The 19,726-nt window shown below is 65.7% G+C and carries 18 protein-coding genes; 10 read left to right on the top strand and 8 right to left on the bottom strand.

Annotated features, from left to right (window positions below; genetic code table 11):
- Nucleotides 1-256: 256 nt before the first annotated feature.
- From rpmH to ACLMAJ_RS26275, 9 genes are all read left to right on the top strand, one after another.
- Nucleotides 257-400 (top strand): 50S ribosomal protein L34, encoded by a 144-nt coding sequence (gene rpmH / locus ACLMAJ_RS26235; protein ID WP_209885332.1) that lies wholly within the window; start codon nucleotides 257-259, stop codon nucleotides 398-400.
- Between the two features lie 21 nt (nucleotides 401-421).
- Entirely contained in the window at nucleotides 422-862 is a 441-nt protein-coding gene (gene rnpA / locus ACLMAJ_RS26240) for a ribonuclease P protein component (protein WP_412016498.1), read from the top strand.
- Nucleotides 859-1,245 (top strand): membrane protein insertion efficiency factor YidD, encoded by a 387-nt coding sequence (yidD, locus tag ACLMAJ_RS26245; RefSeq protein WP_412016500.1) that lies wholly within the window; start codon nucleotides 859-861, stop codon nucleotides 1,243-1,245. Before rnpA ends, yidD begins: the two co-directional genes overlap by 4 nt.
- A gap of 4 nt (nucleotides 1,246-1,249) precedes the next feature.
- Nucleotides 1,250-2,350: a membrane protein insertase YidC gene (gene yidC, locus ACLMAJ_RS26250; RefSeq protein WP_412016501.1), complete on the top strand. Its 1,101-nt coding sequence runs from the start codon at nucleotides 1,250-1,252 to the stop codon at nucleotides 2,348-2,350.
- Between the two features lie 127 nt (nucleotides 2,351-2,477).
- Entirely contained in the window at nucleotides 2,478-3,008 is a 531-nt protein-coding gene (locus ACLMAJ_RS26255) for a Jag family protein (protein ID WP_412016666.1), read from the top strand.
- Between the two features lie 119 nt (nucleotides 3,009-3,127).
- Entirely contained in the window at nucleotides 3,128-3,856 is a 729-nt protein-coding gene (gene rsmG / locus ACLMAJ_RS26260) for a 16S rRNA (guanine(527)-N(7))-methyltransferase RsmG (protein WP_412016502.1), read from the top strand.
- A gap of 446 nt (nucleotides 3,857-4,302) precedes the next feature.
- On the top strand, nucleotides 4,303-5,256 hold the full coding sequence (locus ACLMAJ_RS26265) for a ParA family protein (RefSeq protein WP_412016667.1): 954 nt from the start codon (nucleotides 4,303-4,305) through the stop codon (nucleotides 5,254-5,256).
- A 57-nt stretch (nucleotides 5,257-5,313) separates the two neighbouring features.
- Nucleotides 5,314-6,327 (top strand): ParB/RepB/Spo0J family partition protein, encoded by a 1,014-nt coding sequence (locus ACLMAJ_RS26270; RefSeq protein WP_412016503.1) that lies wholly within the window; start codon nucleotides 5,314-5,316, stop codon nucleotides 6,325-6,327.
- Nucleotides 6,328-6,581: 254 nt separating this feature from the next.
- Complete coding sequence (locus ACLMAJ_RS26275) at nucleotides 6,582-7,313, top strand: GNAT family N-acetyltransferase (protein ID WP_412016668.1); 732 nt, start codon at nucleotides 6,582-6,584, stop codon at nucleotides 7,311-7,313.
- Between the two features lie 74 nt (nucleotides 7,314-7,387).
- Here ACLMAJ_RS26275 and ACLMAJ_RS26280 read toward each other — a convergent pair whose 3' ends face one another.
- The 6 genes from ACLMAJ_RS26280 to ACLMAJ_RS26305 all read right to left on the bottom strand — a co-directional run bounded on the left by ACLMAJ_RS26280 (nucleotide 7,388) and on the right by ACLMAJ_RS26305 (nucleotide 15,707).
- On the bottom strand, nucleotides 7,388-8,584 hold the full coding sequence (locus ACLMAJ_RS26280; protein ID WP_412016504.1) for an N-acetylmuramoyl-L-alanine amidase: 1,197 nt from the start codon (nucleotides 8,582-8,584) through the stop codon (nucleotides 7,388-7,390).
- 181 nt (nucleotides 8,585-8,765) lie between these two features.
- A complete protein-coding gene (gene trxA, locus ACLMAJ_RS26285) occupies nucleotides 8,766-9,098 on the bottom strand; it encodes a thioredoxin (RefSeq protein ID WP_412016505.1) in 333 nt (110 codons plus the stop codon).
- Between the two features lie 35 nt (nucleotides 9,099-9,133).
- Entirely contained in the window at nucleotides 9,134-10,120 is a 987-nt protein-coding gene (gene trxB, locus ACLMAJ_RS26290) for a thioredoxin-disulfide reductase (protein WP_412016506.1), read from the bottom strand.
- A 96-nt stretch (nucleotides 10,121-10,216) separates the two neighbouring features.
- Nucleotides 10,217-10,951: a hypothetical protein gene (locus tag ACLMAJ_RS26295; RefSeq protein WP_412016507.1), complete on the bottom strand. Its 735-nt coding sequence runs from the start codon at nucleotides 10,949-10,951 to the stop codon at nucleotides 10,217-10,219.
- Nucleotides 10,952-11,088: 137 nt separating this feature from the next.
- Nucleotides 11,089-11,649: an RNA polymerase sigma factor SigM gene (sigM, locus tag ACLMAJ_RS26300; protein WP_412016669.1), complete on the bottom strand. Its 561-nt coding sequence runs from the start codon at nucleotides 11,647-11,649 to the stop codon at nucleotides 11,089-11,091.
- Between the two features lie 347 nt (nucleotides 11,650-11,996).
- On the bottom strand, nucleotides 11,997-15,707 hold the full coding sequence (locus tag ACLMAJ_RS26305) for a murein biosynthesis integral membrane protein MurJ (RefSeq protein ID WP_412016508.1): 3,711 nt from the start codon (nucleotides 15,705-15,707) through the stop codon (nucleotides 11,997-11,999).
- A 50-nt stretch (nucleotides 15,708-15,757) separates the two neighbouring features.
- Between ACLMAJ_RS26305 and ACLMAJ_RS26310 the strand changes: the two genes are divergently transcribed.
- A complete protein-coding gene (locus ACLMAJ_RS26310) occupies nucleotides 15,758-16,099 on the top strand; it encodes a hypothetical protein (protein WP_412016509.1) in 342 nt (113 codons plus the stop codon).
- Between the two features lie 395 nt (nucleotides 16,100-16,494).
- Here ACLMAJ_RS26310 and ACLMAJ_RS26315 read toward each other — a convergent pair whose 3' ends face one another.
- Complete coding sequence (locus tag ACLMAJ_RS26315; RefSeq protein WP_412016510.1) at nucleotides 16,495-19,149, bottom strand: DUF6049 family protein; 2,655 nt, start codon at nucleotides 19,147-19,149, stop codon at nucleotides 16,495-16,497.
- Entirely contained in the window at nucleotides 19,146-19,682 is a 537-nt protein-coding gene (locus ACLMAJ_RS26320; RefSeq protein WP_412016511.1) for an NUDIX hydrolase, read from the bottom strand. Before ACLMAJ_RS26320 ends, ACLMAJ_RS26315 begins: the two co-directional genes overlap by 4 nt.
- Nucleotides 19,683-19,726: the final 44 nt, after the last annotated feature.

The raw sequence follows: 19,726 nt of genomic DNA on the forward strand, positions 1-19,726 counted from the left end.
ACGAACTCACCGTCGAAGCGCGAGCGCGTAACTCCGGCAGGGTGGGCCGAGTTTGACCCGCTCTTAGCCGATCAGTACCCTCGTACAGTCACCCCTTGGTGCGGTGACGGTCCTGTGCTGACCTCGGTTGGTAAGCCAGACCTGTGCGCCAGGACCGACGCGCGCCGATGATGACCAGACTGCGATTCATCGCGAATTACGAATTACCCAAGCTTCGGGTGCCGACTGGTGCCCACCTACTCGAGGAGTGTTGACCGTGGCCAAGGGCAAGCGGACGTTCCAGCCGAACAACCGTCGTCGGGCGCGTGTTCACGGCTTCCGTCTCCGGATGCGGACCCGTGCGGGTCGCGCCATCGTTTCCGCGCGTCGCGGCAAGGGCCGCAAGACCCTCACTGCCTGATCTTCGCATTCGGACGCTCGGGTGTTGCCTGAGCCGTATCGGTTGCATCATCGTGCCGACTTCTCCCGGACGGTGCGCCGCGGCCAGCGAATCGGGAGGCGAGATCTGGTCGTACACGCGCTTGTGCGCGGGTATGACGGAGACGTGGGCGCGAATGAACGACAGGACGACCCGGCAACAGTCGGGTCGTTGGTTCGCATCGGCGGGCCACGGTTCGGATTGATTGTCAGCAAGGCGGTGGGCTCCGCGGTGGTTCGACACCGTGTGGCTCGCCGCCTGCGTCATATGTGCGCCAAGACGATCGCCGAACTACCTGCCGAGACCGACATCGTGATCCGTGCGTTACCCGGCGCCGCGGCGGCCGACTCCGACGAGTTGCTTCGCCAACTGCGCGGCGCGCTGCGCAAACTCGGCATCGCGACCGAATCCCATGACCCGGCCAGTGGCGGTCGGTCGTCGTGAGCGAACACCGCGAGCGAACCACGGGCGCAGCGAGTTTCACCGCGACCGTCGCTCGGCTGCCTGCCAACGCACTGATCTTTGCTATCGAGCTGTACCGCACATACGTCTCCCCCACTCGCATGCCTGTGTGCCGTTTCACTCCGACGTGTAGCGAGTATGCCGTCACCGCGCTACGCACTCGCGGACTGTTCGTCGGCCTCGTATTGACGGTCGTGCGATTGGCCAAATGTGCGCCCTGGCACCCTGGTGGGTGGGACCCCGTTCCGGAACGCGGAAGACGCGCACGGAACGAGGCGGCCGCCGACCCTGCGACGCCGGCGCCAGATGCTTGTAAAGGATCACCGCGTGCGGTGATCGGCGACACGAACGACGGGAGTGCATAGAGCCGTGCTCGACTTCATTTATTACCCGGTGTCCTGGATCCTCTGGTTCTGGCATCGGGTCTTCGGGTTCGCGTTCGGCGCGGACAACGGACTCACCTGGGCCCTCGCCGTGGTGTTCCTGGTGTTCACGCTGCGAGTGTTGCTCTACAAGCCATTCGTGAAGCAGGTACGCACGACCAAGCAGATGCAGGAGTTGCAGCCCCAGATCAAGGAGCTGCAAAAGAAGTACAAGAACGACCGCCAGAAGATGGCGACGGAGATGCAGAAGCTTCAGAAGGACCACGGCTTCAATCCGGTGATGGGCTGCCTGCCGATCCTGGCGCAGGTGCCGGTGTTCCTCGGTTTGTTCCATGTACTGCGCTCGTTCAACCGCACCGGCACCGGTATCGGCCAGCTCGGCATGTCGGCCTACGACAACGCACACACGCCGAACTACGTCTTCAGCGCCACCGATGTCCAGTCCTTTCTGACCGCGCGTATCTTCGGCGCTCCCATCTCGGCCTTCATCACCAGCCCGCCCAGCCAGCTGGAGGCATTCGCCGAATGGGGCGGCGTGCCGTCCAAGCTGAGCATCGCCCTCGTCTCGATTCCGTTGATGATCATCGCCGGACTGGCAACGCACTTCAACGCTCGCGCCTCCGTGCAGCGCCAGACTCCCGAGGCCGCCGCCAACCCGCAGGCCGCGATGATGAACAAGCTCGCGCTGTGGGTGTTCCCGCTCGGCGTGCTCGTCGGTGGTCCGTTCCTGCCGATCGCCATCCTGCTCTACTGGGTGTCCAACAACATTTGGACCTACGGGCAGCAGCACCTCGTCTTCGGCCGGATGGCCAAGGAAGAAGAAGAGAAGAAGCAGGCGAAGCTGGAGCTGCGAGCACAGAATGCGCCGAAGCCCGGCGCTAAGCCGATCAGTACGAAGAAGAAGCAGACATCGGTCGACGACGAATCCGTCGATGCCGAAACGGTCGACGACGAACCGACCGACGCTCCGGCGTCGACCAACGGCACTGCGAAGCCCGCCGCGGGCAAGGCATCCGGGCAGCGTAGGTCCGGTGGCCAGCGGCGGCCGGGAACCCGAGGACGCCCGAACCAAAAGCGTCGGCGCTGAACGCATCGAGCAACCCCTGATCGCGTTTCCGTCCGGCGCCAGTGCCGGGTCCGCGCGATAAGCAGATGAAGGAAATCAAATGACTGTTGAGACCGACGGAGGGGACGCCACTGTGGCGACGACGACGATGGTGGACACCACGACGGGTCGTGAAGCGGAGACCGGGGCGGAGCCCGGCGAAGCCGCGAGCGATGCCGAGGAAGCTCTGATCGAAGAGGGTGAGATCGCGGGCGACTACCTCGAGCAGTTGCTCGACGTGCTCGACTTCGACGGTGATATCGACCTCGACGTCGAGGGCGATCGCGCCATCGTCAGTATCGATGGCGGCAGCGACCTGACCAAGCTGGTCGGCCGCAACGGTGAGGTGCTGGACGCACTGCAAGAGTTGACTCGGCTTGCCGTCCAGCAGACCACCGGCGTGCGCAGTCGGCTGATGCTCGACGTGGCGGGCTGGCGCGCCGATCGTCGCGCCGAGCTGAGTTTGCTCGGCACCGCTGCCGCGCAGCGGGTGCTCGAGTCGGGCGAACCGGAGCCGCTGGATCCGATGACCCCGTTCGAGCGCAAGATCGTCCACGACGCGGTGGCCGCGGTCGATGGAGTCAGTAGCGAGAGCGAAGGCGTCGAGCCGAATCGGCACGTGGTCGTCGTACCCTCCTGAACCAGCTTCCGGGACGCCATGATTGGCGACCGGATGAGCAATGGTTGGATAGGGCCTCTGGTTTTCGGACCGGGGGCCCTTATTCATGCCAGCTGCCCGATCGGCTCGAGTTCGGAAGGATGTTTCACGTGGAACGAGATCTCAGTGGAAGCACCGCGTCGTCGGCCGAGCTGGAGCCGCCCGCGATCGCCGCCACAGTGTTCGGCGACCGCCTCGATCTCGCGCGTCGCTACTGCGATGCACTGGCCGCCGCCGGAGTTGAGCGTGGTCTGATCGGTCCTCGCGAGGTCCCCCGACTCTGGGACCGGCACATCCTGAACTGTGCGGTGCTCGGAGAACTGATCGCCGAAGGCGCGACCGTGGTCGACATCGGCAGCGGTGCGGGCCTGCCGGGAATCCCATTGGCGATCGCGCGACCGGACCTCCGAATCACCTTGGTCGAGCCCTTGCTGCGGCGCACCATTTTCCTCAGTGAATTCATCGAGTCGGCAGGACTCGACATCACCGTCGTGCGCGGCCGGGCCGAGCAGTCAGGCGTGATGAAAGAAGCGGGCGGCGCCGATGTAGTCACCTCTCGCGCGGTAGCGCCACTGGCGAAGCTTGCGCAGTGGTCACTCCCCCTGCTCCGCGATCACGGACGGATGCTGGCGCTGAAAGGGATGAGCGCCGTCGAGGAGCTCGAGCGCGACGCCGCCGCTTTGGCTCGCGCGGGCGCGGGCAACGCGACCGTCGTCGAGTGCGGCACCGGAATCGTTTCGACACCCACACTGGTGATCAGTGCCGAGCGCCTGCCTCGGACCGAACGGTCACCGCGCCGCGCCGCCCGGCAAGCCCGAAAGGCGAAGTAGCGGAAGTTCGGGTCAATGTTTCATGTGAAACGTTCCCGCGATGTTCGAATGTCATTCGGATTCTGTGCAACGTTTCATGTGAAACATGAGCTCGGTTGATCGAAACTTCACTCGCGTTAGTGAGAATCGCCGCAGATTTGCGTGTCGTGTGTCCGTTGCCGCGATTCAGCTTTCTAATCGCGCTCGGGGCTGGCAAGCTAGTGCTCGTCGGGCGTGAGCGTTGGTGCCACGGAGGGATTTCGGTGTCACAGCGGCGAAACCTCCGCTCGGTCGATCGGGCGCCGCGGTCCCGATTGAGCATCAAGTTCGATCCGACACAGCTATTGATGACACGGCGCCGACGATCGTCGGCAGCTCGTGATCTGGAGTTCTCGCGTTAGGAGCTGTCTATGTCGAGCGGTGGTCCGGCGAATGTTTCACGGGAAACTACGTCGCGCGTGCCGGGGATGCTGGACTCCAGCAATCTCGATGCGGAGGCCTTCGGAAGCACACCGTTCGGGCACATCTCCGCTAGTGAGACCCCGATCGCGGCCGAAGCGCAACGCGCCAGTCAGATATTGCATCCAGGAAAGGTGACAGTGCCGAAACCGCACGAGCAACGCATCATCACCATTGCCAATCAAAAGGGCGGCGTCGGTAAGACGACGACTGCGGTCAATCTCGCGGCCGCCCTGGCGCATCAAGGGATGACAGTTCTCGTGATCGACCTCGATCCGCAGGGTAACGCAAGCACTGCCCTCGGCGTCGAGCATCACTCAGGTATCCCGTCGAGTTACGAACTCCTTATCGGCGAGATCTCGGTGAAGGACGCGATCCAGCAGAGCCCGCACAGCCCGCGCCTTCTATGCATTCCAGCGACCATTGATCTGGCCGGTGCCGAGATCGAACTGGTGTCGATGGTGGCGCGAGAGGGGCGGCTCAAGGCCGCGATCCAAGAGGCGAATCTCGTGGGCTACGACATCGATTACGTGATGATCGATTGCCCGCCATCCCTCGGGTTGCTCACCGTCAATGCGATGGTCGCCGCCAAGGAGGTGCTGATCCCGATCCAGTGCGAGTACTACGCGCTGGAGGGTGTCGGTCAGCTGCTGCGCAACATCGGCCTCGTGCAGGCGCATCTCAATCCCGAATTGCACGTCTCTACCGTGGTTCTCACGATGTACGACGGCCGGACCAAACTGGCCGACCAGGTAGCGGAGGAGGTGCGTGGACACTTCGGCGATGTGGTGTTGCGCTCCGTGATCCCCCGCAGTGTGAAGGTCTCCGAAGCACCGGGCTACGGCATGACGGTGCTCGATTATGATCCAGGCTCCCGAGGTGCGATGAGCTACCTCGATGCCGGTCGCGAGATGGCGGCGCGCGCGGTGCCTCGGCGTGAGGCAGCGGAAGGCGCACAGTGACCCGAAGCTGTCGGTTGGATTGGCGTGGTGGCGAACAGAGAAGGGATCGGTAGACCGATGACTCAGGCGAAGAAGGGTGGGCTAGGGCGCGGCCTCGCCGCGTTGATCCCGACGGGGCCGGCGGCCGCACCGGGTCTCGGCAGTGCCGCGGCGAATGTGGTGATCGGTCTCGATCCGATCGGACCGCAGCCCGCCTCCGCGTTCCTGCATCGGGTACCCGACCCGACCGAGGAGGAGCTCTCCTCCCCCGGTGGCGCGATCTATCGTGAGATCGATCCGGAGCAGATCGAGCCGAATCCGAAGCAGCCGCGGCACGTCTTCGAGGAGGAGGCGCTCGCCGAGCTGGTGCACTCCATCCGTGAGTTCGGTCTGATGCAGCCGATCGTGGTGCGCCGGGTCGAGCCCGGTGTGGACCGGTTCCAGATCGTCATGGGCGAGCGGCGCTGGCGAGCCTGCCAGGAGGCCGGGCTTACCGCGATTCCGGCGATCGTTCGTGAGACCGCCGATGAGTCGATGCTGCGCGACGCACTGCTGGAAAACATCCATCGAGTGCAACTCAACCCGCTCGAAGAGGCGGCGGCCTATCAGCAGTTGCTCGAAGAATTCGATGTCACCCACGAGGAACTGGCATCGCGAATCGGCCGGTCCCGACCGGTCGTGACGAATATGATCCGTTTGCTGAAGCTGCCGATCCCCGTGCAGCGGCGGGTGGCGGCCGGTGTGCTGTCCGCGGGTCACGCTCGTGCCTTGCTCGGTCTAGAGGCGGGGGCGGACGCCCAAGAGGTGCTTGCCGCTCGCATCGTCGCCGAGGGATTGTCGGTCCGCGCAACCGAGGAATCCGTCACCCTCGCGAACCGGAATCCGGACGCCGCCGCCCCGACTGCTCCCCGTCGCAAGCCGATCCATATGCCGGGTCTGCAGGATGTCGCCGAGCGGTTGTCGGAATCTTTCGATACGCGGGTCACGGTGAGTCTCGGCAAGCGCAAGGGCAAGATCGTTGTCGAATTCGGCTCGGTCGAAGATCTCGAGCGCATCGTCAGCATGATGGAGCAACAGCAGCTCGGTACGTGACGAAAATGGCGAAAATGGCCACGTGTTTCCGGTAAGTACGGGCCTGGCGTCGAAACGTCACAGTGACGGCGCGGAAAATAATGGGATGCGGCATCGGCGTGACACTCTCGGTGGCGCCGGCGCAAGGCACCCGACCAATAGCACAGTGACGTGGAATGAGGCGGGATCTCGTTGATCGCTTATTCTTGCTGGCGAGCAAATATGGATGCGGCGTGAGCGTGGATGAATCGGACAGCTGGAGGCTGAGTAGAGCGGTGTCGACCAGCGTCACAGCACTTACCCTCGGCGGACTGGACAAACTCCCCACACACGCCCGGCGTTGTGTGTTCTGGGAGATCGACCCCGCTGTCGCCGAGAACTCGCGGGAGTTCGCCGATCCGGTCTTCGAGAAGGAAGCCTGGCTCTCGACGGTGATGCTGGAATGGGGCTCGTGCGGGCAGGTGGCGAACGTGAACGGCAACGTGGCGGGCTGCGCGTTGTACTCACCGCCTAGCGCCGTGCCACGCGCCACCCTCTTCCCCACCTCGCCGGTAAGCCCGGACGCGGTCCTGCTGACCACGCTGAGCGCCGAATGGCCCTATCCCGATGCCGATGTAGGTCACCGGCTCATATCGGCCGTGGTGGCCGATCTGGTGCGCCGTGGCGTTCGGGCGCTGGAGGCCTTCGGTATCCGCACCGATCCGCCGACCAAGGCGATGTCCGATCGAGTACTCGGGTCGATGACCCTGATGGAGCGCATCGGTTCACCGGTCCGTGAGTCGGGCTCGGCGAGTGCGGCGACTCGGTGCTCGCCCGAAACGTGCATGATCAACGCCGACTTCCTGGAGGACGTCGGCTTCGAGGTGGTGGCGCAGCATCACCGGTTCCCGCGGCTGCGTCTGGAACTCGACTCCGACCACGGCTGGAAGGAAGACGTGGAACGGGCGCTCGATCAACTGCTCGCGGCGGCGGCGCTGACTGTCCCCTTCCGGATCGGCGCGGCCTGACCTCGGGCCACAGACGACTACGCCCCCGCTGACGGAAGTCGGCGGGGGCGTAGCTGTTCGGGAACCAAATTTCACTACACGCGGTCGGCCGCGGCCAGTTCTTCGGCAAGTAGTTCTGCGAAAGTGTATGTGCCCGTTGGTTGATCGTCCTGGCCGAGCAGATACAGCCGCTTCACCGAAATCAGGATGGCCTCGGCGATCACGTCGCGCATCCGCGGGTTGGTGAGCACCGTCGCGTCGTATTCATTTGTGAGATAACCGATATCGACCTGCACGGTCGGCATCTTGGTCAGGCGCAGCAGGTCCCAGGTACGGGCGTGAAGTCGACAGTCCTGCAACGACGTTCGCGCGACAACCTCACGCTGGATGAAGCCGGCAAGCACCTGGCCGATCATCGACACCGAGCCGTGCGAGTTGCCGAAGTGGAAGCTCGCGACGCCGTTCGCCGACGGGCTCGGGTTGGTCCCGCAGCGCAGCGAGATCATCAGGTCGGCATCGAAGGCGTTGGAGGTATCGGCCCGTTCGGCGTCGGAGGGGTTCGCGCCCCACGGCCGGGACAGGAAGGTCTCCATGCCGGTGGCGGCCATCCGGCCCTCCAACCGGCTTGCCAGATCCCACAGGATCTCTGACTCGTAGACGTCGCCGTATTCGGTGGGCACCGGATGCCCCTTGTCCTGGCCACCGAGACCGGGATCGATGACGATGCGCTTCCCCGTCAGCTGTGGCCCGGCCCGGTGCACCACTTCTTCTTCGGCGATGCGGTGCGGATTGCCGCCGGTGACGCGCGCACCGAGCAGTTCCAGCGACCGCAACGTGTCCGGGCCGCAGATGCCGTCAGCGGCCAGCCCGATCTCTCGTTGGAACGCCGTAAGGCCCTCGTGGGTGTGCGGACCGAAGTAGCCATCGACGCGGTGCACGTAGAAACCTAGGTCCTGCAGCCTGCGCTGCAAGGTCGCCACGTCGTCACCGTAGAGCGGCGCGGACAGCTGATAGATCAGTGTGCGGGCACCGAGGCGATAGGACGCCTCTTTGATGGCTCGATAGGTGGCAGGTCCGACAATGCCGTCGACAAGCAGTCCGCGGTGCTGTTGGAAGGCACGAACCGCTGAGTCCACCTGCCGGTCGAAGGACGCGTCGGTGTCCTTCCAGTACTCACGCGCATCGGCGTGATCGGTGCCGAGGGTGTGCAGATGCAGAAACCCGAGACCTGCCAGGCTGCTCCGAATCTCGGCGACGGCCGGACCGGTATCGCCGTGACGAAGTCGGTGCATGCGTGAGAGCCCTTTCCTTCCGTCAACCCAAGTACTCACTCGTGCGACGGCGTACACCGTTCGCACAAGCGGAGGTCCGGTCGATTGTCTCAGACCCGGACGGGAATTCGACAATTCCCGGATCCAGGCATCCTACGGCGCGTCGTTGGATAACGGCGGCCTTTGGGGACTCGAATTCGCGTCAGATGACGCCTTCGAGCTCGCGCAACAGGGCGGCTTTGCCCTTGGCTCCCACGATCTGCTTGACCGGCTTACCACCTGAAAACAGCATCATAGTTGGGAGCGAAAGGATCTGATAATCGCGGGCGGTGCCGGGGTTCGCGTCCACGTCCAGCTTGGCGACGGTCAGCTTGTCCGCGTACGCGTCGGCGATCTCCTCCAGCACCGGGGCGACCATCTTGCACGGGCCGCACCAGTCGGCCCAGAAGTCCACGAGTACGGGCTTCTCGCTGAGCAGCACGTCATCGGCGAAGGACGCGTCGGTGACGGTGACCGTATTGGCACTCTTGGACATGGGCTATCTCCTTGCGATGGAAAAAAGTAATGAGATCAGTTGGCGGGCACGGCAACCGGGCTGCCCGCGTGGTCCAGGGTGTTGGCGCTGATGTCGCCCTGGTCGGCGAGCCAGCGCTCGGCGTCGATCGCCGCGCGGCAGCCGGTGCCCGCGGCGGTGATCGCCTGCCGGTAGGTGTGATCGACCAGGTCGCCAGCGGCGAAGACGCCGGGCACCTTGGTGGCCGTCGACGGGTGCAGCACCTGGACGTAGCCCTCGTCGTCGAGTTCGACCTGGCCACTGACCAGTTCGCTGCGCGGATCGTGGCCGATCGCCACGAACAGGCCGGTCGCGGGCAGCTCCGAGGTCTCGCCGGTGCGGGTGTCGCGCAGCGTCAGGCTTGCCACACTGGTGTCACCGTTGACCGAGGCGATCTCGGCGTTGAGCAGGAACTTGATCTTGTCGTTTGCCTTGGCCCGCTCGAGCATGATGCGTGAGGCACGGAACTCCTCGCGGCGGTGCACGATGGTCACGCTCGCGGCGAACTTGGTCAGGAAGGTGGCCTCCTCCATCGCGGAGTCACCACCGCCGACCACGACGATGTCCTGGCCCTTGAAGAAGAAACCATCGCAGGTGGCGCAGGCGCTGACGCCGCGGCCGAGCAGTTTCTGCTCACCCGGCACATTGAGGTAGCGCGCAGCCGAGCCCATGGCGAGGATCACGGCGTAGGCCTGATGCGTCTCGTCGCCGACGGTCACGGTCTTGATCGGACCGCTGAGGTCGATCGCGTCCACGTCCTCGGTCCGGATGTCCGCGCCGAACCGCTTGGCCTGCTCGCGCATTTCCTCCATCAGGTCGGGGCCCATGATGCCGTCACGGAAACCGGGGAAGTTCTCGACCTCGGTTGTCGTCATCAGGGCGCCGCCGAATTGGGTCCCTTCGAACAGGAGCGGCTGGAGCTCGGCGCGGGCGGCGTAGACGGCCGCGGTGTAGCCGGCGGGTCCGGAGCCGACGATGATCAAGTCGCGAACTGGCGCACTCATGGGGCCCTTCCGAGGGAGAAAACAGGACGTGTCGATTAACAACAGCCTAAACGTTGTTGTTCCCGCGCAAGGGTGTGGTCGAACGTCTCGACCGCTTTATCCGATGTCGGTGAGGGCCAACTGTTGCGGATCGTCGGTGGTGCAACCGATCCCGACGACGATCGCGGTGATCTTGTGCGGACGCGGGCCGGTGACCAGGATCAGCACCGAGGCGTTGCCGTGGAAGGTGGTGTTGGTCGAGCCCAGGACGGTGCGGTCGAGGCCGTTGGCGCGCACGCAGCGGTTCAGGGCCGCCTGGCTGCCCAGCGGACCGGTGACGTCGTTGCGGCCGAGCACGCTGAGCGCGGCGGTGGTGTTCAGATTGTCACCGAGTTCGAGTTCGACATTGCCGGTGGTCGGCTGGGCGGTCGGGGCGTCCTCGTTGCCCCCGAACATCGACAACGCGCCGGCGGCGGAGGCGACGATCACGACGGCGGCCGCCGCGGCGGCGAGCCAACGGAGTCTGCGGGGGCGGCGATCGTCGAGGGAGATCGGTGCCGCGATGCCGTGCGGGCGGACCTCCGGCTCTTCCTCTTCATCGAGCCCGCCGACGAATTGCTCCAGCCGAGCCGCCACGTCGGCGGGCATCGCATGGATGATGTGGTCGTCGCGGCCGAGCGTGCGTAGCCCCTCGCTCACCTCGTCGAGTGAATGCAGATATCCCAGGGCCTCCGGGTCGGCACGTACCACGGGCCACAATTGCTCTCCCAGATCCGGTGCGAGGTTATCGGCATGAAGATCGGCGAGCAGTTCGGCCGAGAACGGAGGCTGCGGAACGGATCTGGTCGCCATCGCACCTCCGGTTTTCTCATCTGACGTCGTGGATGTCCGACATCGCGCTTATGTGTCATTGCGATGGTCCCACCGCAGGTGCGGGGGACAGCATGTATATCGTCTAGTGGTTCGTCACTATTAATGACGCATCTCAACTACTTCCGGTTCCCCGGATCCCGCAAAAATTCCAGGCGCTCTTGCAGGCGCTGTCTCGCGCGTGCACACCGGCTCTTGATCGTGCCCTCCGGCACCCCGAGCATTGCGGCCGCTTCCGCCACGCTATACCCCTCCAGGTCGATAGCGACGAGCGCCGTCCGCTGGTCAGGCGGCAGGGAGAACAGCGCGCGGTCGATGACGAGCGACATCTCGAGCTCGGCCATATTGTCGCGTTCGTCCCTCGGTTCGGGCATGTTCTCCGGCGACAGCGAGATAGCGCGCCGCGTCTTGTTGCGCCTGATCCGGTCCAGGCAGGCATTGACCACGATCGCGTGCAGCCAGCTGCGCACCTCCGCCTCCGCGCGGAACGAGGCGGCAGTGCGGTGTGCGGAGAGCAACGCGTCCTGCAGGCAGTCGGCCGCGTCCTCGCGGGTGTAGGACGTGCGCAGCGCGGTCTGCCAGAGGTGATCGTTGTGCCTGCGCAGCAGCTCCGCGAAGGCATGCCGCTTGCCACGGACGTGGGCGTGCAGCAATTCGATGTCGGTCAGCTCGTCAGGCACGAACGAGCGCTCGCGGTACGCGACCGGCCGCGATGTTCCCCCACGGGACTCGTCGTTCAGTTCGGACAAAAAGGCCAACCCCTTGGACAGCGCTCACGATGGCAAACGGACACAAGCGACCGCTACCGGAGTCTCTCGCAGCATCCAGGACCGAAACACCAGAACCCGGGAAGCTCCCCTGCTGAGAGCGCGGAAACAGATCATATCGTCAGTCGCGATTGGGCAGCAAGCAGACCGATCGGGACGCGAAAGTCCGTGAGGCTGATGGCAACAGAGCCGGAACACCGATCTGCGGCGGCGCGGTGGCAGACACGTGCGCGGCGGACGGCGAAGACGATGCGCGGTGGCTAGGGCGCGGCGTCGAAGCGAATCTCAGCGATCGAGGTCTGGAACTGACCACCGGAGTTCCCGAGTCCGGTGATCCAGACGAGCACATAGCGTGCGGATTGATCGGTGCGCACCGGAATCTCGGTGGTGCCGTCCGTCAAGCGCGCGGAGCCGATCAGTTGGGTCTGGTCGAGGGTCGGCGATGCGGTCGGTGAGGTGCGGATCTCGACCGCGGTGCCCGAGCTCGGCGAAACGATCGACACGTTCGTCAGCTTCGCCGGGCTCGGCAACGTGGCCAGCAGCCCGATTCCCTTCTTGAGGGCCGGGAACTGCTGGAAGTACTGATCCGTGCGCCAAAGGGTGGCCGGATCATGATCGAGGACCGCTTGCACGCCGCCGAGGCCGTCGGGAGTGCCCTGTGGGGAGAACACCGACACATGGGTGACCGAGAGCGGCACGCCGCCCGCCGGGGTCGGCGTCGACCCCGGCGGAAGCGCTGGTGCGGGTGCACTATTCGTGGTGAGACCGATATTGCGCTGCTCGTTGAGCGGTGCGTCGGAGGCACCCGGCGCGAAGACGCTCACCATCCACCAGATCACGATCCCGACGACGAGCGCGGCAAGGATGCCGAGCCCGACCATGATCCACATCATCCGCTGCGAGCGTTCCCGCTCGGCCGCGAGCAGCTCGGGATCGGCCAGCGATTCGTCGACACCGCTCGGTGGGCGCTGACCCAAACGCAGCACCGGGATGAAGTCGGTCTTCTGATCGACCACCGATGCCTGCTCGAGCACGTGCTGCACCGTCGCCGCGGTGCGGACACCCTTGTTCGATTCCAGCGAGCGCACGGCGACCGCGGAGATCTCGAAGGGCACCTCGGGGCGGATCTGTCGTGGCTCGACGGGAGTGCCGTCCGGGCCGAAATCGGCCAACCGCAGTCCGCCGACTGTCGCGGCCGTGCCGGTGACGCCGGAACGGATCGGCCAACGCGCCGTGATCAGCGAGTAGAGCATCGCGCCGAGACCACGCACGTCCGATTGCGCGTCGGAATCGCCGAGAGTGCCGGGGAAGGCGAGCACTGCGTCGCCGGATGCGCTGATCCGAATCCGATCCGGCGAGTCGATCGATAGCGATCCACCACCCCGATGGGCAAGTTCGGCGGCCGATGCGAGGGCACGGACCGCTCTGGCCGCGCCGATCGGCGATGGCACGGTCTCCGCCATCTCACGTAGCGACCGGCCCGGTGTCCACTCGGCAACCACGATGCCGCCGGAACTGCCGCGCACCACGTCGAGGACCCGTGCCAGACCCGGCGAGTTGATCCGGCCCAGGCGCAGCGTGCGCGACAGAATCGCCTGCGGTCCATCGTGGCCGGAATTCTCACCCGACTTCTGATCGGCGTCCACGAACGTCAGCGCGACCTCGCGGTCGAGCTTGATGTCCAGGGCCTGCCAGAACTCGAGCCCGCGCGAACCGCCGTGACCGGCAAGCAGCCGGTACCGGCCGCCCGCGACCGAGGCGCCGGGAATCAGCTTGGGGCCGCGCGGATTCCGACGACTACCCGGGTCGCCGCCCATGGGCGGCAATTGGGGTGGAATCGGAATCATGCCGGTGTCGTACATCGGATCACGTTCCGGAGCGTGGAACTTGTCCTCGCTCGATGCCGGTCTCGCACCACGATCAGGAGGACCGGTATCGGCCTCCTGATTCATATGTGCGGGATCCGACGGGTCCCCGGCAGGCGGGACATCTGTGGAGAGCCCGCCTGCCGTGGCCGCAGAAGAATCAGCGGCCGGGACGCCGCCGCCCACCGCCGCGTCGTCGCTCACCCTTGGTCCTCCTTCGCCCTTATATGTCGAGGCTGCGGCGTATTCGCCACTTGTGCTTGTCTGCCGAACAGGGTACGGGAACTCACCCTTGCCGGTGATGTCAACGGCATCGCCTCTGATCACGGGTAGGACCATGGTTTGAGCATCCATGTATGGGTCGAATTGTGGGTACGCGTACGGATCGGGCCTACGGAACACTTGCGTGGCGTAGATGTCCTCGGCCGGGCTGTCCAGATCGAGGTCGGGGGCAGGTGGCGTGAGGCCGAGACGCCGCGAGATGGCGACGGTGATGCCGACAATCTCGGGGATCCCGGCGAGTCGCATCAGCCCGAAAGCCACCGAGAACATCACGATCGCCGACACCGCGACGCGCATCAGCGAGCCGAGCCCGCCGCCCAGCCGATCGAGCCCGAGCACCTTGTCTACGATCAGCATGACCGCGCCGCCTGCGACCGAGGCGAGTACGACGCGCGTCACCGTCCTGCTGACGTTGGCCATGCGCAGGTCGCCGAGACTGCGGTGCAGCAGATAGCCGCCGATCACGGCGCCCGCAGTGAAACCGAGGCCGGTGGCGACACCGAGGACGATGACAACCTCGTCGCTGCTGCTCGCGACGAGGGGCGCGAGCGCCGAGAACAGAATCTTCACGCCGGTGATGCCGAGGATGATCCAGGTCGGCGTCCACGCCTGCTCCCTGGCGTAGAACACGCGCAGGTGAATCAGCACAAGCGAATACGGGATCAGGGCGAAGGCCGACCAGCTGACCGCGTGGCCGAGGCGAGAGGCATCGTCGGCGAACCGTGCGTAGCCGAACAATCCCTCGCCGACTTGCGGGCCTGCCAACGTCAGGAAGGTGACGACCGGGATCAGGGCGATCATCGTCAGCCTGGTCGCCACCGAAAGGTCGTCCACCACGGCCGGTGTGTCGTTCGCGGCGGCATTGCGGCTCAGGCGCGGCATGATCGCGGTGAGCAGTGTGACGCCGAGAATGCCGTAGGGCAGCTGTAGGAGCAGCCAGGCCTGCGAGTAGATGGCCGGACCGGCCTCATCGGCGTGCGAGGAGATGTTGTTGGCGAAAATCAGGCCGACCTGACTGATCAGGACGTACAGGATGATCGCGCCGCCCATGGTGCCGAATTGCCTGAGCCTGGCGTCGACGCCCCACAGGGGCCGCAGGTTGATGCCTTCCCTGCGGATCGCGGGCAGCAGGCTCACCGCCTGGGTGATCACGCCGAGCGTGACACCGACGCCGAGGACGAGCAGTTTCGGATCGCTCATCCGCACCGGGTTCAGGGTGATCTCGCCCGGTGTCAGTGCGTAGAGGCCGAGGGCGATGAGCACGACGAGGTTGTTCAGCACCGGTGCCCACGCGCCGGGTTTGAATACCTGGCGCGTGTTGAGGATCGCAGTCAGCAGCGCCGACATGCCGTAGAAGAGGATCGCGGGCAGCAGCAGGAAGGTCAGCGCGGTGGTCAGTGCGGTGTTGACCTTGCCGTCGGAAGAGACGAAGACATGTGTCGCAAGGATCGGTGCGGCGGCGGTGGCAAGCAAGGCGGCCGCGGCGAGGACGGTGAAGGCGGCCGTCACCAGTCGCCGGACAAAGGCGGTGCCGCCGTCGGCGTCCTCCTGTTCGGCGCGGACCAGCGTCGGGACCACCATGGCGGTGAGCACCGCACCGAGTACAAGCTCGGTGATCATGTTCGGGATCAGGCTCGCTGAGGTGAACGAGCTGGCGATGGCGGGGCCGAGCACCGTGAGCAACAGCAACTGCTTGCCGAATCCGGTGATTCGACTGACAAGCGTCGCAATCGCGATCGAACCGGAGTCGCGAAGCAGCCGCGCGTTCGCGCTCTGCTTCGGTTGCGCGGCGGTATCCGTCGCGGACCTGGGCTGGGCCGCCATCTCGCGGGTGTTCGGGCGTCTGTCCGCCGTGGCGCGCTGGGCAGGCGCCGGTGGTCGCTGCCGTTGCTGCGGCGGGTACGACTGCGGTCGCGCGCGCGGTGGTGGCGGTGGTGGTGGCGCGAAACGTTCGGGCGGCACCCGCACCGGCTGAGCCGGTGCGGGGCGCGCCTGGTTCGGCGGCAATGGGCGCGCCTGGCCTGGGGGCGGTGGTGGCACCGGGTACTGGCGCTGGCCCGGGTGCGGGTGCGGGCGCGGTGCAGGACGCTGCGGAGGCGGTGGCTGTCGCGGCATGGGTGCGGAAGGCGGTGCTGGTGGTTGTCGCGGCATGGGCGCGGAAGGCGGTGCTGGTGGCATCCGCTGGCCCGGTCGCGCCGGCGGCGCGGGATGGCTGATCCGAGGCATCGGCCTGCCCTGCTCACCGTATGGGTCACCGGAATTCATATCCGGATCCTCGGCGTCCTGCAAACGACGCTCCCAAGGCGCTGCGGGAGCGCGGCGGGCCGGTGGCCCGTCGCGGCGATCGCCTGGTCGATGCTGATGAGCGGATAAGTCATCGTCGCTCATCATGCCTCCTGTACCCGCCGGAACAGTCGCATCCCGACAGTCCGGCGAGCAGCGTTTCGAATATTCCGCTCACCGTGACCCCCGAGTTCTACCGCAACATGATTCTCCACCACTGTGCCATCGCGCACTGCTGGACAGCCAATCGATGCAGGTGAGACCGCTTCGCGCCGGGCATATGAGAGCGCTCCGCGCAGGGCAGGTGGCGGCCCTTCGCGCGGGTCTCTCACGGTGCCTCCTGTTGCTCCTGTTGCCGTAGTACTCGTTGCCGCGCACGCCGGTACCTATTCACCCGGCGCCGGGTGACCGGATCGAAACCCTCGTCGGCCGGATCCGGCTGTCCCTTGAACCGACGCCACAACCGACGTCCGGCCAACAGGAACAGCAGTATTCCGGCACACGCCGTAATTATTGCCAAGGCCTGACCGTATGCGTTCGAACGCACCGAAACCGAGGTGGGATTGCCGAGCGGTATTCCATCGGGCGTGGTAAGCGAGATCGGAATGACCAGGCTGCGACTGTCGGTGACCTCGGTCGGGATCTGGAACGAACGAGTTCCGGTGGGCGGCAACACTTGTTCACCGATATCGGTGATCTTCGTCTCGGCGGGCGCCTCGATCCGGAACTTGATTCGGATCGCGACCGGCAGCTCATTGCGGGCAACCAGCAATAGCGGGCTCTGCTCGGAGGCGAGGGTGTACACGCCGCCCGGTGGCAGCACAGTGACCGATCGATAGAGATTGTCGAGGGTCTTGGTGGTCTGGTCGAGCCGTCGCTGGGCGAAAGTGTCCGGCTGCGCCGCGTCGCCGGTCCGTCGATCGGACAGACTCAGCGTCCGCAGTAGGTCCTCGCGCAGCGGGGCCAGGAAATCGCGCGGCTTCGGCTCGGCCTCGGGCAACTCGACGAGCGAGCGCATCAACTCGGTGATCCGGCGTCCTTGGTCGCGCACCGGAAGCACGAAGCGGCCCGGCACCGCGTCCTCGGCGGCCTGGGGCAGGTAATCCAGTTCGTAGGGTTGCCCATCCGGCGGTTCGGCGAGCAGTTCGTGCAGCGCGCGCGGTGTGGCGAGGCTATTGCGCATCAGCAAGTCCACCTGACGCAGCAGCGCCGCCGCCTCATCCAGGTTGGCTCCCCATTGCTGCGGCGGTACGAGCAGCATCGAGCGCGGCCGATTCGGCTGTGGGTTCAGCGCGGTCCAGGAGATGGCGCCGAGCGCGTCCTGCAACCGTGCGATCCGCGAGTCGTTGGTGACGTCGTAGCGCACCTTCGCGGGCGTGAACGAGGGTGTCGGCGGATTAGAGCCGACCGCGGCGAGCGCCGTCGCCGACCAGATATCGAACGTCGCGGCGTGCATCACCGGATCAGTGGCAGGGCCGGCGGGCGGTGCCGGGTTGCTTGGGTTCGCGCCGGTGTTGGGCACCGCGCTGGTCGGCGCCGGCTCGGATACTTGGCTCTCGGCCTCGTTCGTGCCGGGCAACGAGGTAGTGATCTCCGGCAGCCGGACAACGTCGGGTGCCCCGGAATCCGGCACCACCATGTTCGAGGCGCTCAGACTCGTTGTCGGCTGGCCACCGGTGGTGCGCCCCGCTCCGGCGGTCGCCGGAGTTGAATCGGATGAATCGCCCGAGCTCGCCGAGCCGACCGTGACAGCGGCGGTGTCGGCGAGCACGGCGGTGCCGAAACCGTGGCTGCGCAACAACATTCCGGCGCTCGTATCGATACTGCCGGAATCGGGCATGCTCACACCGCGCACCGACCTGGTGGACAGGATCGAGTCGACGATGTCGGCGGGCGCGTCCAGCGCCCGCGCCGACAGATCCGGATCGTTCACCGCGGCCAGCGCCGTGACATCGACCTGCGCGAAGGGCAACGCCACCGTGCACACCGACGAGGCGAGCGCGCGCAATCGGTCCAGCCAGGTCTGCGCCTGCTCCTCGCCGGTGCCCGGCCTGGTCGCACCGTCAGGGTCGGACGGACTCGCCAGCACCCGATAACCCTTGGTCATCGACTCCACGGTGCCCAGCAGATCCGGATCCACCGCCACGCACACCGCGGTGGCCAAGCTCCGATCGTGACCGTTGTTCGCGCCGAGCGCGGACTCCAGCGCGCCGAGCAACTGATCGAGGCGACCGCCCTTGCCCAGCGACGCGGCCAACTCGTCGTCGGTGAGCTCCGCCTTCCCATTCACCGAACCCGGGATGCCCGCGACGAGTCGTGGTCGGTCGGCAAGCGGCCACAGCAGCGTTGTCGCCACCGGAGCGTCGGACGCGGCGGGTACCGCCGGTTCCGCGGCGCTTCCCGACTCGGCATTCGCCGTGGGCGGAACACCGAGCACCGGCAGCAGGAAGCGGGCGTCATCGAGCCTGGCCTGACTGCCGTATGCCGGTTCACCATTGACATTCAGCAACAGCGGATAGACGCCCGGCTGGGTGATATCCAGCGACGATGTGCTGTCACCACCGCCGGGTCGCAGCGCGATGCTCGTGGTGAACTGCTTGCGCTGACCGGGGCTCAGCCGCTCGACGACATCCTCGAACGGACCCGCAACGTCGTAGTTGGCCTGATCGAGGCGCAAAGTTGAGCGCAGCAGGCTCGGCGAGGCCACCGCATTGGCGCGCTGCACGCGGACGATGACGTTGTCGACAACGCGGTCACCGATATTGGTGATGGTGCCCGACACCGTCAACATGGAATCGCTGAGCGTGGTCACCGCTGTCGGCGTGACCGAATCCAGTGACAACTTCAAGAATTTCGGCGTCGTCGACCCGTTCGACCCGGTCGGTTGTGCCGTCGCCTGCTGCGTGAGCAACATCGGTGCCACCGTCGCCGAGCTGAGAATGGTCAGGACCGCCACGATGATCCGGAACAGTCCACGCGTCATCGCTTGCCGGTCTCCATCCGGTCGATCATCCGATTCGCCAGTTCGGCCAGCCGCCGTTCGTCGGCATAGGCCAGTCGAGAATCCAGCTCGCTCAACGGAACCCACGCCACCTGGGTGACCTCCACGTCGGCGTCGGAAAGTTCGCCACCGACCGATCGCAGCAGATAATGATGCACGGTCTTGTGTACCCGACGACCCTCCGTGACGAACCAGTAATCGATGCTCCCCAGTTCCGCGACCACTAATCCGTTGATTCCGGTCTCCTCGGCCACCTCACGGATGGCCGTCTGCTCGGAGGTCTCACCCTCTTCGATATGTCCCTTGGGCAACGACCAGAGCAATCTGCCTCGGCGATCGGTGCGCCCGATGAGTGCAGCACTCCGCTTTTCCCGGGGACCATCGAGCCCGTCGACGACCAACCCGCCGGCGGAAGTTTCCCGGACCGTACGCATGCGAGGTTTCGCCGCATTGGCGGCCGAACCGCGGCGCCGAGGCTGGCGGCGTCGACTGTTCGCACGATCGGCCGGAGACACCCAGCAATCCTACTGTGCGTAATTTGCAGCGCCTGCGGCTGTGC

This window comes from Nocardia arseniciresistens (genome assembly GCF_046764875.1).
GTDB classification, from domain to species: Bacteria; Actinomycetota; Actinomycetes; order Mycobacteriales; family Mycobacteriaceae; genus Nocardia; species Nocardia arseniciresistens.